This window comes from Metapseudomonas resinovorans (assembly GCF_002003485.1).
Lineage (GTDB): Bacteria > Pseudomonadota > Gammaproteobacteria > Pseudomonadales > Pseudomonadaceae > Metapseudomonas > Metapseudomonas resinovorans_D.
In genome coordinates this window covers 1-16,504 of record NZ_BDMA01000077.1, presented here as the reverse complement: position 1 = coordinate 16,504, position 16,504 = coordinate 1, and the positions used below count along the sequence as shown (strand labels likewise).

At 64.4% G+C, this 16,504-nt stretch carries 12 protein-coding genes; 8 read left to right on the top strand and 4 right to left on the bottom strand.

The features are described from left to right. Positions 1-37 precede the first annotated feature (37 nt). Entirely contained in the window at positions 38-1,000 is a 963-nt protein-coding gene (locus MnOB_RS21665) for a 2-hydroxyacid dehydrogenase (protein WP_077526288.1), read from the bottom strand. A gap of 82 nt (positions 1,001-1,082) precedes the next feature. Between MnOB_RS21665 and MnOB_RS21660 the strand changes: the two genes are divergently transcribed. After that, complete coding sequence (locus MnOB_RS21660) at positions 1,083-1,712, top strand: LysE family translocator (protein ID WP_077526287.1); 630 nt, start codon at positions 1,083-1,085, stop codon at positions 1,710-1,712. A 274-nt stretch (positions 1,713-1,986) separates the two neighbouring features. On the opposite strand, the gene MnOB_RS21655 is transcribed toward MnOB_RS21660, so the two are convergent. Beyond that, on the bottom strand, positions 1,987-2,772 hold the full coding sequence (locus MnOB_RS21655; RefSeq protein WP_077526286.1) for an AraC family transcriptional regulator: 786 nt from the start codon (positions 2,770-2,772) through the stop codon (positions 1,987-1,989). A gap of 83 nt (positions 2,773-2,855) precedes the next feature. Between MnOB_RS21655 and MnOB_RS21650 the strand changes: the two genes are divergently transcribed. Then, entirely contained in the window at positions 2,856-4,040 is a 1,185-nt protein-coding gene (locus MnOB_RS21650; protein WP_077526285.1) for an MFS transporter, read from the top strand. Between the two features lie 288 nt (positions 4,041-4,328). On the opposite strand, the gene MnOB_RS21645 is transcribed toward MnOB_RS21650, so the two are convergent. Next, the gene (locus MnOB_RS21645) at positions 4,329-5,504 is read right to left on the bottom strand and encodes a thiolase family protein (protein ID WP_077526284.1); all 1,176 of its coding nucleotides are present in this window, start codon (positions 5,502-5,504) and stop codon (positions 4,329-4,331) included. Positions 5,505-5,683: 179 nt separating this feature from the next. On the opposite strand from MnOB_RS21645, the gene MnOB_RS21640 reads away from it, so the two are divergent. The 4 genes from MnOB_RS21640 to MnOB_RS21625 all read left to right on the top strand — a co-directional run bounded on the left by MnOB_RS21640 (position 5,684) and on the right by MnOB_RS21625 (position 13,866). Beyond that, positions 5,684-7,366 (top strand): fatty acid--CoA ligase, encoded by a 1,683-nt coding sequence (locus MnOB_RS21640; RefSeq protein WP_077526283.1) that lies wholly within the window; start codon positions 5,684-5,686, stop codon positions 7,364-7,366. Positions 7,367-7,639: 273 nt separating this feature from the next. Further along, positions 7,640-9,592: a DUF1302 domain-containing protein gene (locus MnOB_RS21635; RefSeq protein WP_077526282.1), complete on the top strand. Its 1,953-nt coding sequence runs from the start codon at positions 7,640-7,642 to the stop codon at positions 9,590-9,592. A gap of 31 nt (positions 9,593-9,623) precedes the next feature. After that, positions 9,624-10,991: a DUF1329 domain-containing protein gene (locus MnOB_RS21630; RefSeq protein ID WP_077526281.1), complete on the top strand. Its 1,368-nt coding sequence runs from the start codon at positions 9,624-9,626 to the stop codon at positions 10,989-10,991. A 151-nt stretch (positions 10,992-11,142) separates the two neighbouring features. Continuing rightward, positions 11,143-13,866, top strand: a complete 2,724-nt coding sequence (locus MnOB_RS21625; RefSeq protein ID WP_077526280.1) for a winged helix-turn-helix domain-containing protein — start codon at positions 11,143-11,145, stop codon at positions 13,864-13,866. Here MnOB_RS21625 and MnOB_RS21620 read toward each other — a convergent pair. After that, positions 13,855-14,715 (bottom strand): hypothetical protein, encoded by an 861-nt coding sequence (locus MnOB_RS21620; protein WP_077526279.1) that lies wholly within the window; start codon positions 14,713-14,715, stop codon positions 13,855-13,857. The two genes, MnOB_RS21625 and MnOB_RS21620, sit on opposite strands and share 12 nt — an antisense overlap. Positions 14,716-14,805: 90 nt before the next feature. Here MnOB_RS21620 and MnOB_RS21615 point away from each other — a divergent pair, with 90 nt between their 5' ends. After that, positions 14,806-15,468 (top strand): TetR/AcrR family transcriptional regulator, encoded by a 663-nt coding sequence (locus MnOB_RS21615; protein WP_107504116.1) that lies wholly within the window; start codon positions 14,806-14,808, stop codon positions 15,466-15,468. A gap of 88 nt (positions 15,469-15,556) precedes the next feature. Beyond that, positions 15,557-16,498, top strand: coding sequence for an alpha/beta fold hydrolase (locus MnOB_RS21610; protein ID WP_077526278.1), 942 nt, complete (start codon positions 15,557-15,559; stop codon positions 16,496-16,498). Positions 16,499-16,504: the final 6 nt, after the last annotated feature.

Here is a 16,504-nt window from a genome sequence, read left to right as displayed (position 1 = left end):
GATAAAAGCAGCGAATTTTATCAGGAAGTTGTAGGAACTAGCTGACGACTCTGACAGGCGATTCCTTCAGCCAAGCAGCGCCGTTCTCCGCAAGCTGCTGCACGATGCGCTGCCGGGCCTCGCGACTACCCCAGGCGCTATGCGGCGTGACGATCAGGCGAGGTATATCTGCGGCCAGTAGCGGGTTGCCATCCCGAGGCGGTTCCTGGGTCAGCACATCCGTCGCGGCGCCGCCCAGATGGCCGCTGCGCAGCGCGGCGGCCAGGGCTTCTTCGTTCACCAGGCCGCCACGGGCGGTGTTCACCAGCAGGGCACCTGGCTTCATCAGGGCGAGTTCGGCGGCGCCGATCATGTCGCGGGTCTGTTCGTTGAGCGGGCAATGCAGGGTCAGGGCATCCACCTGGGGCAAGAGTTCGTGCAGGGGCAGGCGGTCGGCGCGAGGCGGGCGGCCCGGTAGCTGGCCCAGCAGCACGCGCATGCCGAAGGCCTCCGCCAGCCGTGCCACCGCGCCGCCCAGTTCACCGTGGCCGAGCAGGCCGAGGGTCTTGCCCTCCAGTTCGAAGATCGGGAAATCCAGCAGGCAGAACTGGCTGGACTGCTGCCAGCGGCCGGCGCGGACGGCGGCCTGGTAGTCCGGCAGGCTGGTGGTCAGGGCCAGCAGCAGCGCCAAGGTGTGCTGGGCCACCGAGGGCGTGCCGTAGGCCTGGCAGTTGCAGACCGTGATGCCATGGGCGCGTGCCGCATCGAGGTCGATATTGTTGGTGCCGGTGGCGGCCACCAGGATCAGCTTGAGGTCCGGATTGGCGGCCATGGCGGCGGCATCGATACGGACCTTGTTGCTGATCGCCACCTGGGCGCCGCGCAAACGTTCCGTCACGTCTTCAGGAGCGGTTTGCCCATGCAGATGCAGTTCGCCGAAGGTGCGGCGCAGCGGGTTCAGATCGAGGTCGCCGAGGTCGAGGGAGGCGTGATCGAGGAAGACGGCGCGGCTGCTGTTCATGCGGGGCTCTACCTTTTGCGAGTCCGTGGGAAAGCGTAAGGTTGCCAGCCTACCAAAGCTTGTTACATCCATCGGAGGTCGCATGTACTGGACGGAGTTCCTCACCGTCGCCCTGATCCACCTGCTGGCTGTGGCCAGCCCCGGACCAGACTTCGCCATCGTGGTGCGCGAGAGCGTGGCCCACGGGCGCCGCGCCGGTACCTGGACCGCGCTGGGGGTAGGCACCGGCATCTTCGTGCATGTGGCCTATTCGCTGCTGGGCATCGGCCTGATCGTGTCCCAGTCGATCATGCTGTTCAACGCGCTGAAGTGGGCGGCGGCAGCCTATCTGCTGTACATCGGCATCAAGGCCTTGCGGGCCAAGCCGGCTGACCCTGTTGCTGCCGAGGCCGCGCTCATGGCCGGCGAACGCAGCCCGCGCGGAGCCCTCGTCACCGGCTTCGTCACCAATGGCCTGAATCCCAAGGCGACCCTGTTCTTCCTGTCGCTGTTCACCGTGGTCATCAACCCGCACACGCCGCTGGCAATCCAGGCCGGCTACGGCGTCTACCTGGCCTTCGCCACCGCAGCCTGGTTCAGCCTCGTGGCGATGTTGTTCAGCCAGCGCCGGGTGCGCGCCGGCTTCGCTCGCATGGGGCACTGGTTCGATCGGCTGATGGGGGCGGTGTTGGTGGGGTTGGGGATCAAGCTGGCGTTCAGCGAGCTGAAGTGATTCGCGCTGAAAGGCTTTCTTGTGGGAGCGAATTCATTTGAACTTGGGAAACCACGCCCTCAGGACGTGGTCATGAGTCACGGGCTCTGCCTGTGACGATTCGAATGCTCGGGCTAGCAGGATGAAGCCGATTCGGTAGGGTGCGCCGCGCGCACCAGCGGTTCGACCTGGTGCCGAAGCGGATCCTGGAATCGGTGCGCACAGCGCACCCTACGGTCCAGACTGGGCTAAAGAGGTCGGCATTGTGCTCGGTAGTGGATTCGCTCCCACAGGTTCATGGAACGTCCTTCTCCAGCGCGGCCAGCTGTCCCAGGCTGGCCACGTATTCCCTCGGGTTCTTGCCCAGCAGGCGCCGGAACATGGCGCTGAAGGCACGGCCGCTGCCGTAACCCAGATCGACGGCCACTTTCTGCACGCTCTGTCCTGACAGCAGGCGGGGCAGTGCCTCGGTCAGCCGTAGCTGCTGGCGCCAGTCGTTGAAGCTCATGCCCAGCTCTCGGGCGAATAGCCGGGCCAGGGTGCGGCTGCTGGCGCCGACTTCCAGCCCCCAGTCTTCCAGCGTGCGGTCCTGTTCCGGTGCCTTCAGCAGTGCCAGGCAAATGGCTCGCAGGCGCCGGTCCTCCGGCACTGGCAGGTGCAAGGGCATGTGCTCCAGCGCGGCGATTTCGTGAAGGACCAGCCGTTGCACCAGGAGCCTGTGTTCGTCGGCGTCCATCTCCTCCAGTTGAACGGCGCGCAGGATCAGTTCCCGCAGCAGCGGTGAGACCGCCAGCACGCAGCAACCATCGAGGGAGACGGGGGCTGCCCCGGCATCGATGAACAGGGTGCGCATCTGCACCTGCCCGGCCATGAAGATCTGGTGCTCCACGCCCGGTGGAATCCACACCGCCTGGGTCGGCGGAATCACCCAGGCGCCGGCTGCGGTGACCAGGCGCATCAGGCCGCGTGCGGCATAGAGGAATTGCGCTTCGTCATGGCGGTGGAGTTCGACGTGGGCGCCGTCCTGGTAGTCGCGTGCGACTGCGCTCAGGCGGCCTTGTTGGTGGAGTCTGATCAGCATGTCCGATTCGATGACTTGTATGGCCGGTTGCTTCGTTGTGGACAACCTAGCATGACCCTTCCTCCCATAAGAACGTCGCCGTCATGAATCACCCCCGCACCGTTATCCGCTTCATCAACGCCGCCCATGTGATCGACCACATGTTCATGCTCATCTTCCCGGCTGCCGTGCTCGGCATGGGGCGTGACTTCGGTCTTGCCTACGGCGAGCTGATCGGTCTGTCGCTCGGCGGCTTCATCGCCTTCGGTGCGTGCTCGCTACCTGCCGGATGGCTGGGTGATCGCTGGAGCCGGCGGCAGATGATGTTGCTGTTCTTCCTGGGTATAGGCGCCGCCGCCATCTTCACCGGCCTGAGCACGTCGGTCCCCGTCCTGGTGGCGGGCCTCACCCTGGTCGGGGTATTCGCCGCCATCTACCACCCGGTGGGCACGGCGATGCTGGTGGCCCATGCGGAGAATCGCGGACGGGAAATCGGCGTCAACGGCATGTGGGGCAATCTGGGCGTGGCCTTTGCGGCGTTGCTGACCGGCTTTCTGACGGCGCGCTTCGGCTGGCGCGTGGCATTCATCCTGCCGGGCGCTGTGGCCATCCTGCTGGGCTGCTGGTTCGCCTGGTGCGTGAAGGACGAAGCCCCGCCGGCCCTCGCCGTCGGAGCCAAGCGCACGGGGAGCGGCATGCGTGTGTCGATGCCGCTGGTATTTGGCGTGCTGGCGCTGGTCACCGCCACGGGTGGAGTGGTGTTCAACGCGTCCACCGTGACCTATCCCAAGCTGTTCCAGGAGCGTCTGCATGACCTCTTCGCTGCACCGGAAACCCTCGGCCTGGTGGTCAGTCTGGCCTATGCCTTCGGCGCCATCGCGCAGTTGCTGATCGGCCGGGTAATCGACCGGGTCAGCCTGAAGGTACCCTTCGTCCTGCTGACGTTCTGCCAGGCACCGCTGTTGCTGGCGATGGCCTGGACTGACGGCTGGGTGGTGATCCTGCTGGGCGCGGCCTTCATGTTCGTGGTGTTCGGCCAGGTGACGGTGAACGATTCGATGGTGGCCAACTTCGTCGCGCCGCAATGGCAGGCCCGGGTGTTCGCGCTGCGCTACTTCGTTTCCTTCGGCGCCAGTGCCGCGGCAATCCCGATGATCGCGTTCATCGAACCGAGACAGGGGCTGACGGGGTTGTACCTGGTGCTGGTCGGGTTTGCCGTGCTGACCTTCGCGGCAGCGCTGGTGTTTCCGAGGACGCCGGCGCATGTGCCGAAGGTGGTGGCGGCCTGAGGCTACCCTCTCCCCCGGCCCCTCTCCCTGAAGAGGAGAGGGGTGACTCGCGCCTGAAACTTCGAGAGATTCTGCCGTTCATCAATGGCCTGGATATGCGATGGGACCAAGGCGCGCTCGGAGTGTCGGCCCCCTCTCCCTGAGGGAGAGGGTTGGGGTGAGGGGGAGATGTAGCTGCGCGGCTCGATGCATCTACTGGAGATGGTTGCCTTGCGTGTCCATCGTGCGGTGATGGCCCATAAAAAAGGCGCAGCCAAAGCCGCGCCTTTTCTATTCCAGCAAAAGCTCTTACAGCAGCTCGATCGCCACTGCAGTCGCTTCACCGCCGCCGATGCACAGCGAGGCCACGCCGCGCTTGCCGCCCTTGTTACGCAGGGCGTTGATCAGGGTGATGATGATGCGCGAGCCGGTGGAGCCCACCGGGTGGCCCTGGGCGCAGGCGCCGCCGTAGACGTTGACCTTGGCATGGTCCAGGCCGTGTTCGCGCATGGCCAGCATGGTGACCATGGCGAAGGCTTCGTTGATCTCGAACAGGTCCACGTCGTCCTTGTTCCAGCCGGTCTTCTTGAACAGGTTGGTCATGGCGCCGATGGGGGCGAGGGTGAATTCGGCCGGGTCCTGGCTCTGGGTGGCGTGGCCGACGATCTTCGCCAGCGGCTTGAGGCCACGGCGTTCGGCTTCTTCGGCGGTCATCAGGACCAGCGCGCTGGCGCCGTCGGAAATGGAGCTGGCGTTGGCGGCGGTGATGGTGCCGTCCTTGCGGAACGCCGGCTTGAGGCTGGGGATCTTGTCCAGGTTGGCGGTCAGCGGTTGCTCGTCGTCCTTGACCACGACCTCACCCTTACGGGTGGTGACGGTCACCGGAACGATTTCGGCGGCCAGGGAGCCGTCGGCGATGGCGGCCTGGGCGCGCTTGAGGGATTCGATGGCATAGGCGTCCATCTCTTCACGGGAAACGCCGTACTTGTCGGCGGTTTCCTGGGCGAACGAGCCCATCAGGCGACCGGTGCGGGCATCTTCCAGGCCATCGAGGAACATGTGGTCCTTGATTTCGCCGTGGCCCATGCGCAGGCCGGTGCGGGCCTTTTCCAGCACGTAGGGGGCGTTGGACATGCTTTCCATGCCGCCGGCCACCATCACGGAGTTGCTGCCGGCCTTGAGCAGGTCGTGGGCCAGCATCACGGCCTTCATGCCAGAGCCGCACAGCTTGTTGATAGTGGTGCAGCCGGTGGCGGCGGGCAGGCCGGCGTTCAGCGCCGCCTGGCGGGCCGGGCCCTGCTTGAGGCCAGCGGGCAGCACGTTGCCCATGATCACTTCTTGCACGTCGGCCGGCTGGATACCGGCGCGGTTGACGGCCTCGCGTATGGCCAGCGCTCCAAGGTCCACGGCGGAAACGCCGGACAGGCTGCCCTGGAAGCCGCCCATGGGTGTACGGGCGCCACTGACGATAACGATATCGGACATCTCGAACCTACCTATCTGGATAACTGGCCGCGACCGGCCGGAGCCTCGGATTCTATCTCGTGACCAGAAAGCTAAAAAGAGTCACCCATCAAATCACTCTTTTGACTGATTTGCGCCTGGCCGATGCGACCTAAAGTCGAGAACAACCAAAAAGTCCTCAACCTCGCCAGGTGTGCCCCATGCTTCAGACCCGCGTCATCAAGCCCGCCGACAACGCCTACGTCTACCCGCTGTTGATCAAGCGCCTGCTGATGTCTGGCAGCCGCTACGAGAAGACCCGCGAGATCGTCTACCGCGACCGTATCCGCTACAGCTACGCGACCTTCAACGAGCGCGTCGCGCGCCTGGCCAACGTGCTCACCGAGGCGGGTGTGAAGGCCGGCGATACCGTTGCCGTGATGGATTGGGACAGCCACCGCTACCTGGAATGCATGTTCGCCATCCCGATGATTGGCGCGGTGCTGCACACCATCAACATCCGCCTTTCGCCGGACCAGATCCTCTACACCATGAACCACGCCGACGACCGCTTCGTGCTGGTCAACAGTGAGTTCCTGCCGATCTTCAAGGCCATTGGCAGCCAGCTGACCACGGTAGAAAAGACCCTGCTGCTCACCGACGGCACCGACCACGACGCCGATCTGCCGAACCTGGTGGGCGAGTACGAGACCCTGCTGGCCGCCGCGAGCCCGAAGTACGACTTCCCCGACTTCGATGAAAACTCAGTCGCCACCACCTTCTACACCACCGGCACCACCGGCAATCCCAAGGGCGTCTACTTCACCCATCGCCAGCTGGTGCTGCACACCCTGTCCATGGCGTCCACCATCGGCGCGCTGGACAGCATCCGCCTGATGGGCACCGATGACGTCTACATGCCTATCACCCCGATGTTCCACGTCCACGCCTGGGGCGTGCCCTACGTGGCCACCATGCTCGGGGTGAAGCAGGTTTACCCCGGCCGCTACGAGCCGGACATGCTCTGCAAGCTGATCCGAGAAGAGAAGGTCACCTTCTCCCATTGCGTACCCACCATCCTGCAGATGGTGATGAACGCGCCCACCGCCCAGGGATACGACTTCGGCGGCCTGAAGATGATCATCGGCGGCAGTGCGCTGAATCGCACCCTGTACGAAACCGCAAAGTCCCGTGGCATCCAGCTCACTGCCGCCTACGGCATGTCCGAGACCTGCCCGCTGATCTCGGTGGCGCACCTCAACGAAGAACTGCTGGCCGGCAGCGAGGATGAGCGCATCACCTACCGCATCAAGGCTGGCGTGCCGGTACCGCTGGTAGAAGCGGCCATCATGGATGCCGAGGGCAAGTTCCAGCCGGTGGACGGCGAATCCCAGGGCGAGCTGGTGCTGCGTGCTCCCTGGCTGACCTACGGCTATTTCAATGAAGCACAGAAGAGCGAGGAGCTCTGGGAACACGGATGGCTGCACACCGGCGACGTGGCCACGCTGGACGGCATGGGCTACATCGATATCCGCGACCGCATCAAGGATGTGATCAAGACCGGTGGCGAGTGGATCTCGTCCCTGGAACTGGAAGACCTGATCAGTCGTCACCCGGCGGTACGTGAAGTGGCCGTGGTGGGAGTACCCGATCCGCAGTGGGGTGAACGTCCGTTCGCCCTCGTGGTGGTTCGTGACAACCAGTCCCTCGACGCCAAGGTTCTGAAGGAACATCTCAAGCCGTTCGTCGAGCAAGGTCACATCAATAAGTGGGCTATTCCCAGCCAGATCGCCGTTGTTACTGAAATTCCCAAGACCAGCGTGGGCAAACTGGACAAGAAACGCATTCGTGTCGACATCGCCCAATGGCAGGCAGCCGGAAGCACTTTCCTCTCCGCACTCTGACCGTTCGTCTCCCATCCCTGAGTAGCCCAGGCCGCGCCTTGCGCGGCCTGGGCTTTTTTCTGTCCAGCCAACCAAGCAAACGCTTGGCTTGTTAATTGCTGCGTTCCGAGAATTACTGGCTATCTTTCCTACCGAAGGATCGGACTAGTCCGTCGGAAGGTGCGAGCCAGAGTGCCTGGGGGTTCCAAATCACACTTTCGAGGGATCAAGCGCTAATACCTGCTGGCTATAGTCCGCAACCATCAATAACAAAAAACACATGGAGTAGCGTCGATGACAACAACCACAACGTTCTGGCGCCTGGCGAAATTGCCATTGGCCGTCAGCCTCGCTTCCACGCTTGCAGCTCCGGCATTCGGCGTGACGTTCAACATCGGTGAAATCGAAGGTCAGTTCGACTCTTCGCTGTCCGTGGGGGCCAGCTGGTCGATGCGGGGGGCCGACAAGGACCTGATCGGCGTGAACAACGGTGGGGACGGTCTATCCCAGACCTCCGACGACTCCCACCTGAACTTCAAGAAGGGCGAAACCTTCTCGAAGATCTTCAAGGGCATCCATGACCTCGAACTGAAATACGGCGATACCGGCGTCTTCGTTCGTGGCAAGTACTGGTACGACTTCGAGCTGAAGGACGAGAGCCGTCTGTTCAAGGACATCGACGACAGCAACCGCAAGGAAGGCGCCAAGTCGTCCGGCGCCGAGCTGCTCGACGCCTTCGTCTACCACAACTACAACATCGCCGATCTGCCGGGCAGCGTGCGTCTGGGCAAGCAGGTGGTGAGCTGGGGTGAAAGCACCTTCATCGGTAACAGCATCAACTCCATCAACCCGGTCGACGTGTCTGCATTCCGTCGCCCCGGCGCCGAGATCAAGGAAGGCCTGATCCCGGTGAACATGTTCTATGTGTCCCAGAGCCTGACCGACAACCTGTCCGCCGAGGCCTTCTACCAGCTCGAGTGGGACCAGACCGTCGTCGACAACTGCGGCACCTTCTTCGCCCAGCCGGACGTGATCGCCGACGGCTGCGACCGGAACCTGGCGGTGCTGCGTACCCAGCAAGGGCTGAACAATGCCCTGCAAGCTGCCGGTCTGCCGGCCGCCGCGCGCAACAACGTCATCAACACCCTGCAAGCCCGTGGCGTGCAGTGGGGCAACCCGGACGAGGGCGCCATCGTCAAGCGTGGTGCGGACCGCGATGCCCGCGATGACGGTCAATGGGGTACCGCCTTCCGCTACTTCGCCGAGGAGATTGATACCGAGTTCGGCCTGTACTTCATGAACTACCACAGCCGCAACCCGTACTTCAGCGGTCGTGGCGGACCGGCTGCTGCCTATTCGCCGACCGGACTGGGCCAGGCCCTGGGCGGCGCGCTCGTCGGTACCATTCCGGGTGCCGCGATTCCGGGCACGGTCAATGCCCTGGTACCGCAACTGCTGCCGCTGGTCGTTGCCGGCAACAGCGAGTACTACGTCGAGTACCCCGAAGACATCCGCCTCTATGGCCTGAGCTTCTCCACTACCCTGCCCACCGGTACCGCCTGGAGCGGTGAGGTCAGCTACCGTCCCAACCTGCCGGTACAGCTGAACACCACCGACATCCTGTTCTCCGGCCTGAGCCCGCTGAACCCGAACGTGTCGGTACTGTCCGGTCGCCCGAACACCGACCAGCCTGGTTACCGCCGCAAGGAAGTCACCCAGTTCCAGACCACCTTCACCCACTTCTTCGACCAGGTCATGGGCGCCAGCCGTCTGACCCTGGTGGGCGAGGTTGGTGTCGTTCACGTGGGTGGCCTGGAGCACACGACCGAGGCTCGCTATGGCCGTGATCCGGTGTACGGCCCCGGCCCGCTTCCGGCTGGTCAGTGCCGTGCGCTCAACCTGAGCACCCTGGGTAGCGCCACCGCCGAAAACCTCACCAAGTACTGCGAGGACGACGGTTTCGTCACCACTACCGCTTGGGGCTATCGCGCCCGTGCCGTGTGGGACTACAACGACGTGTTCGCCGGTATCAACCTGAAGCCCAGCATCGCCTGGTCCCATGACGTGGACGGCTACGGCCCGAACGGCGTGTTCAACGAAGGCAACAAGGCCGTAAGCCTGGGCCTGGATGCCGAATACCAGAACACCTACACCGCTAGCCTTGCCTACACCGACTTCTTCGGCGGCACGTACAACACCTCGATCGATCGCGATTTCCTCGCGCTCAGCTTCGGCGTGAACTTCTAAGCGGTCTGGAAATTTGAGGAAGACGATGAAAATGAAAACAACAAAGAGTCTGCTGCAAACCGGCGTGCTGGCGCTGTCCATGCTGGCCACTGGTGTCATGGCTGCGGTATCCGCCGATGAAGCGGCCAAGCTGGGTTCCACCCTGACCCCGCTGGGCGCGGAAAAGGCCGGCAACGCCGATGGCTCCATCCCCGAGTGGACCGGCGGCCTGCCGAAGAACGCCGGCAACGCCGATGGCCGTGGTTTCCTGTCGGACCCCTTCGCCAGTGAGCAGCCGCTGTTCACCATCACCGCGCAGAACGTCGACCAGTACAAGGACAAGCTGACCCCCGGCCAGCTGGCGATGTTCAAGCGCTACCCCGACACCTACAAGATGCCGGTGTTCAAGACCCACCGTTCGGCCACCGTGCCGGCCGACGTGCTCGAAGCCACCCAGTACAACGCCACCCACACCAAATTGGTTGAAGGTGGTAACGGCCTGGAAGACTTCCGCACCGCCAACCCCTTCCCGATTCCGCAGAACGGCCTGGAAGCGATCTGGAACCACATCACCCGCTATCGCGGTGGCAGCGTGCGCCGTCTGGTGACCCAGGCGACTCCGCAGCCGAACGGCTCCTACAGCCTGGTGTACTTCCAGGACGAGTTCACCTTCCGCGACAAGCTGAAGGACTACGACGCGAACAAGCCGAGCAACGTGCTGTTCTACTTCAAGCAGCGTGTGACTGCTCCGTCCCGCCTGGCCGGTAACGTCCTGCTGGTGCACGAGACCCTCAACCAGGTGAAGGAGCCGCGCCTGGCCTGGCTCTACAACGCCGGTCAGCGTCGCGTGCGCCGCGCACCGCAGGTGTCCTACGACGGTCCGGGTACCGCCGCCGACGGTCTGCGTACTTCCGACAACTTCGACATGTACAACGGTGCGCCGGACCGCTACGACTGGAAGCTGGAAGGCAAGAAGGAGATCTACATCCCCTACAACAGCTACAAGCTGGATGGCCCGAACCTGAAGTACGCCGACATCATCAAGGCCGGCCACATCAACCAGGACCTGACCCGCTACGAGCTGCACCGCGTATGGCATGTCGTCGCCACCCTGAAGTCGGGCGAGCGCCACATCTACGCCAAGCGTGACTTCTACCTCGACGAAGACACCTGGCAAGCCGCCGCCATCGACCATTACGACGGTCGCGGCACCCTGTGGCGCGTGGCTGAGGCCCATTCCCAGTACTACTACAACCACCAGGTGCCGTGGTACACGCTGGAAAGCCTCTACGACCTGCTGTCCGGCCGCTACCTGGCGCTGGGCATGAAGAACGAGGAGAAACAGTCCTACGACTTCAGCTACACCGCTGGCGAGAGCGATTACACCCCGGCGGCCCTGCGCCAGGCGGGCGTTCGCTGATCGCTGCAATACCCTGTTGCGAAGCCGGCCTCCGGGCCGGCTTTTTCTTGTCTGTACTTCCTTCCCGGCGGGGCTTCTATTGGCTCCCCCGAACGGCTAGGCTCGTTCGAGCTCGCTCCCCCGCACGTACAACAGTCCTAGAAGCTGGGTGATGACCGTACTGACCCGTTCGCGATCCATTTCGTCGACCGCTGCCATCGTGGCGGATGCGCGCTTTTTCCGCCCGCCGCGTCCTGCCGGCCATGTCCCGCGCCCGCGCCTCTGCGAGCGGCTTGCCGCCGGCCTCGACGGCCGTCTGCTGATGCTCAGCGCCCCGGCCGGCTTCGGCAAAAGCTCCCTGGCCATCGAATTCTGCGAAGACCTGCCCGAAGGCTGGCAAAGCCTCTGGCTCAGCCTGAGCCGGCGCGACAGTGATCCGGGGCGTTTCCTCGAACGCCTGCTGGATGGCCTGCGCCAGTTCTATCCGGGCTTGGGTGATGAAGCGATGGGGCACCTGAAGATGCGCCAGCGCCACCAACCCTTCGCCTTCGAGCAATGGCTGGATGGCCTGCTCGACGAAGTTGCCGAGCGCCTGGATGCCAACCAGCCACTGCTGCTGGTGCTGGACGACTATCACCTGGCACAGAACGCAGTGCTCGACCGCTGCCTGCAATTCCTCCTCAACCACCTGCCCGATGGCTGGGTACTGCTGGTCACCAGTCGCCAGCGCCCGGACTGGCACCTGGCGCGCTTGCGCCTGTCGCGTCATTTGCTGGAACTCAATGAACAGGACCTGCGCCTGACCGAAGACGAATGCCTGGCGCTGCTCACCAGCCAGGGCGCCAAGCTGGACGGCGACGACCTCGAGGGCCTGCTGCAACGCAGTGAAGGCTGGGTCGCAGGTCTGCGCTTATGGCTGTTGGCCGGCCAGGAAGCGCCGGCCGGCGCGGGTGTGGAGCAAGCCGCCCATGGCGATGAAAGCCTGATCCGCGAATACCTGCTGGAGGAAGTCATCGAGCGCCAGCCGCCCGAGGTGCAGGGCTTCCTCTTCGAGACTGCCCGCTTCGAGCGCTTCTGTGCCGAACTCTGCGATGCCGTGCGCGAAAGCCACGACAGCGCCTCGATCCTTCGCCACCTGCAGGCCCACCAGGTGTTCCTGGTGCCACTGGATGAGCAGGGCCAATGGTTCCGCTACCACCACCTGTTCTCCGACTTGTTGCGTACTCGCGGAACCCCGAGCCTGGCGCCTTCCGGCATGCACCTGCGCGCCTGCCGCTGGTTCAGCGCACGCGGGCTGCTGGATGAGGCGGTGGAACAGGCCTTGCGCGCCGGCCAGCCCGATGTGGCGGCCTCGCTGGTGCAGAACCTGTCCGAGGAGCAGCTGCTGGCCAACCAGAACATCGCCATGCTGCTGCGCTGGAAGATGGACTTGCCCGACAGCCTGCTTTCCAGCACGCCGCGCCTGATCGTGCTCTACAGCCTGGCCCTGGGCCTGGCCTGCCAGCTTGACGCTGCGGAAGAACTGGCCGGCAACCTGGCGCGCTTCCTGCCCGCACCGGACGCCGCGCAACAACGCAGCCTGCTGGTGCAATGGCAGGCAATCAATGGGCTGATCGCCCGTGGCCGTGGCGACATCGAGCGCGCGGAAAGTTCCTGTACCGAGGCCCTGACCGCGCTGTCGCCGGAAAACTACGGCCAGCGCCATCTCTGCCTATCCCTGCTGGGCAACATCGCCCTGGTGCGCGGCGATCTCTGGCGCGCCCGCGGCCTCAATCGCGAAGCGCTGGAAATGGCCCAGCGCGGCGCCAATCCGTTGTTCGAGTCACTGGTCCATTACGACCGTGCCCGCGTCCTGCAGGTGCGGGGCGAAACGCTGCGAGCCCAGGCCGAAGTGCAAAAGGGCCTGGAGCGCCTGCGCGGTGTGGACGTCCCCCGGGCCTGCGTAGCCAGGGCACGGTTGATGCTCTACCAGGGCTTCCTGCTGTGCATGCGCATGGAGCATCAGGCGGCGCGTGTCAGCCTGCAGGCGGGCATCGCCGAAGCCCGTGCCTGCCGCGATATCAGCCTGTTGATCGGGCACTGCGCCCTCGCTGCCCTGGAAGGGCGCGAAGGGCGCTTCGCCGCCGCGTTCGCGCAACTGGCCGAGGCCGAGCGGCTGATGCACATCTGGGACGTCCCGCCGGTGTATTACCTGGCGATGATCACCCTGTCCAAATGCGAACTCTGGCTGGCGCAGGGGCAGCTAGAGCTGGCCGAAGCCTGGCTGCCGCGCCTGGAAGAAACCTATGCGGGCGAACAGGCGGCCGCGGCGCCGGAGTTCCACCCGTTGCTACCGCTCTGCATCGAGCAGCAATCGGCTGCGTTGTCCCGGGCGCAAGGCAAGGCTGCCGAAGCCGAGGCACGGCTTCGGGCGTTGCTGGAGAAGTCAGAAAGCCAGGGAATCATGCATGTGGCGCTGGGGGCCCGGCTGCAACTGGTGAGCCTGCTGCGTTCCAGTCGCGAGCGTGAAGCGGCGGCTTTGCTCGATCGTGCCCTGGAAACCCTGCAAAGCGGTGCCCTGCTGCCTTATCGGGAACTGCTGGAGCAGCATCCGCAGTGGTTGCGAGAGCAACTGGCGACCCGCTCGCCGGACACGGTGCGGGAGTTGCTCGAACTGCTACCAGGTGCCGAAGTTGCGCTCCCGGTCGATGCCGGTGCCGCCGAGGCATTGAGTTCGCGGGAGCTGGCGGTGCTGCAGCTGATCGCCCAGGGCTGCTCCAACCAGGAAATCAGCGAGCGCCTGTTCATCTCCCTGCATACGGTGAAAAGCCACGCCCGCCACATCAACAGCAAGCTTGGCGTGGAGCGCCGTACCCAGGCGGTGGCCCGGGCCAAGGCGCTCGGTTTACTGCGCTGAGGCCGCTGGCGGCACCGAGAGGTCGAGTGCCGGGCCGGCCGGTTTTGTCGGAACGGGCTTGGCCAACTGGGCATCCACGTCCTGCTGGATGCTGACCAGCACCGGCAACAGATCGGCCATGTTTGCGCGCACCTCGTCGTATCGATGCTTCTCCGCCAGCTCGGCCACCCGCGCCAGCAGTTGCCCGCGCACATCCGCCGGCAAGTGCACGAACAGCTCCGGCAATTGCTTGGCCAGTTCGGCGCTGTAGAGCACCAGGTCCTCACGATTGAACTGGCGGGTCAGGCCCAGGTAGTCCAGTGCGCTGGACGTCAGCATGGCAGCGGCGGCCTTGGTTTCCTGCAGGCCCTGAAGGCGAATCTGGCTGGTCTGTTCCTTCTCGGAAAGCGTCATCCAGAACTCCACCGTAAGGGTGAAGAGGATGGCCTGCTGGCGCAGGGAATAGGTCATCAGGCCCAACGCCTCGGCACCGTAGGGTTGTTGCGCGGCCTTGAAGTCGAAGTACAGGCGCATCAGCTCCTTGAGCTGGAAGAGCACTTCGCGCGCCTCGTTCTGCCGCAGCTCCAGTGGCGCGTAGATGTTCAACTGCGGCTTGAAGTTCGCCTCACTGACCATGCGCGTGTAGATGGGGCCGGTGAACTCGCCGCTGCGCCGCGGCAGGGCGTTGACCTGGGTGGTATCGATCTTCTGCAGGGCCTGGATCAACTGGTGGTAGTCGGCGCTGGACCAGGGGCGCTGAATGTCCGGGATCTTCTGCCCCAGGTAGAACAGTTCGGCGGCCGGTGCGCGCAGGGCGAAAACCAGCAAAAGGATGGCCAGCGGCCAGAGCAGGGGGCGTGATAGCGTCATCGATCTGGACAATCCTGCGGGGAAGGGCCGGCCAAGAGTAGCGAGGCCGCAATGCGCCGTCACCCGCGCCTTGGTTGGGGAAGCGGGCTGATGGAAACGAGCGAGCAGGGTGCCGTACGCGCGGTGTTCGAGGACCTGGGCGGTTTCAATGCCGTGCGCCAGCAGGGCGAAGGCGAGGGACCGCTGGTGGGCCATCTGCTGCGGGCCAACATCCAGTTGGCGGCCATTCCAGTGTTCGCCCGCAAGGGGATCGCCGAGACCACGGTGAACGACCTGCTGGACGCCGCCCAGGTGTCCCGCCGGACGTTCTACAAGTACTTCGCGAACAAGATGGATGTGCTGGAAAGCATCTATCGCACGGCTGTAGTCCTGTTGTTGACGCGTTTTCGCGAGATGCAGGGCGATGCCGGCAGCGCCGACGCCTGGCTGCGCGGTATGGTGGCGCGCTACTTCGACTACCACCTGGCCGTCGGCCCCATCATCCGCCTGATGCAGGAAGAAGCCCTGCGCGCCGATTCCCCCCTCGCCAGTCATCGCCAGCGTGCCCACGAGGAAATGGGCCGCCTGCTCGCCGAACGGCTGCACGGTGAAGGCGATGCGCGTGACCCGCTGACCTATCGCGCGCTGATCTGGGCGATGGAGGCGGCTTCCCTGGAGTTGCTGGCCAGCGCAGCCTCCGCCTGCGGGATCGAGCGGGCCAAGACGGTGCTGGGGGATCTGCTGATCGCCGCGCTGCGCCCTCGCACTGTCTAGCGCAACGGACACATCCTAGGTTGGGCGCGGTCTTCGGGGCCACGTGCTGTGATAGGCCCTCGACAATAACAATCACGAGGTGCCCCGCATGTCCGCATCCAGCTTGCCGCTGTCGCCGCCGCTAGCCGCCGGTTTCGCCCGCCTGGGTTTCGGCTCACTGCCGCTCGACCGCCTCAAGGCGCGCTACGCCAGCGCCGACAGTGGTTCACGTTTCATCGAGCTGGATGGTTTCAACGTCCACTACCGTGACGAGGGCAGCCGCGATAAACCGGCCCTGGTGATGATTCACGGCGTGGTGGCCTCCCTGCACACCTGGGACGGTTGGGTCGAGGCCTTCGCCCCGCATTACCGCATCATTCGCTTCGACGTACCGGGCTTCGGCCTCACCGGACCCAAGCGCGGCGGCGACTACTCGGCCGAACGCATGATCGGCATCCTCGGCCTGCTGCTGGACTACCTGGGCGTGACCAGGGCCTCCATTGCCGGGAACTCCCTGGGCGGTTACATCGCCTGGAACTTCGCCCTGACCCAACCGCAACGCGTCGACAAGCTGGTGCTGATCGACCCGGCCGGCTACCAGATGCGCAAGGTGCCCTGGATGATCGCCTCCGCCGCGCTGCCCGGTGCCACCCTGGCCATGCCGCTGTGGATGCCGAGGGCGCTGATTGCCCAGGGCATCAAGGAGGTCTATGGCGAACCGGGCCGGATCAAACCAGGCGTGGTGGACCGTTACTACGACCTGAGCCGCCGCCCCGGTAACCGCCGGGCAATGATGGACATCTTCCGGGTGCTGCTGAAGGTCAACCAGGAGGAACTGGAGGGCACCGGCGAGCGCGTGGCGCAGATCAAGGCGCCGACCCTGCTGCTGTGGGGCGAGAAGGACCGCTGGATTTCGCCGAAGCATGTGCCGCTGTGGCAACGCGATCTACCGGGAATCCAGGTGAAGACCTATCCGGGTGTTGGGCACGTCCCGATGGAAGAAATTCCGCAGCAGAGCGCGGCGGATGCGATGCGGTTCTTGCTGGGCTGACCGCTC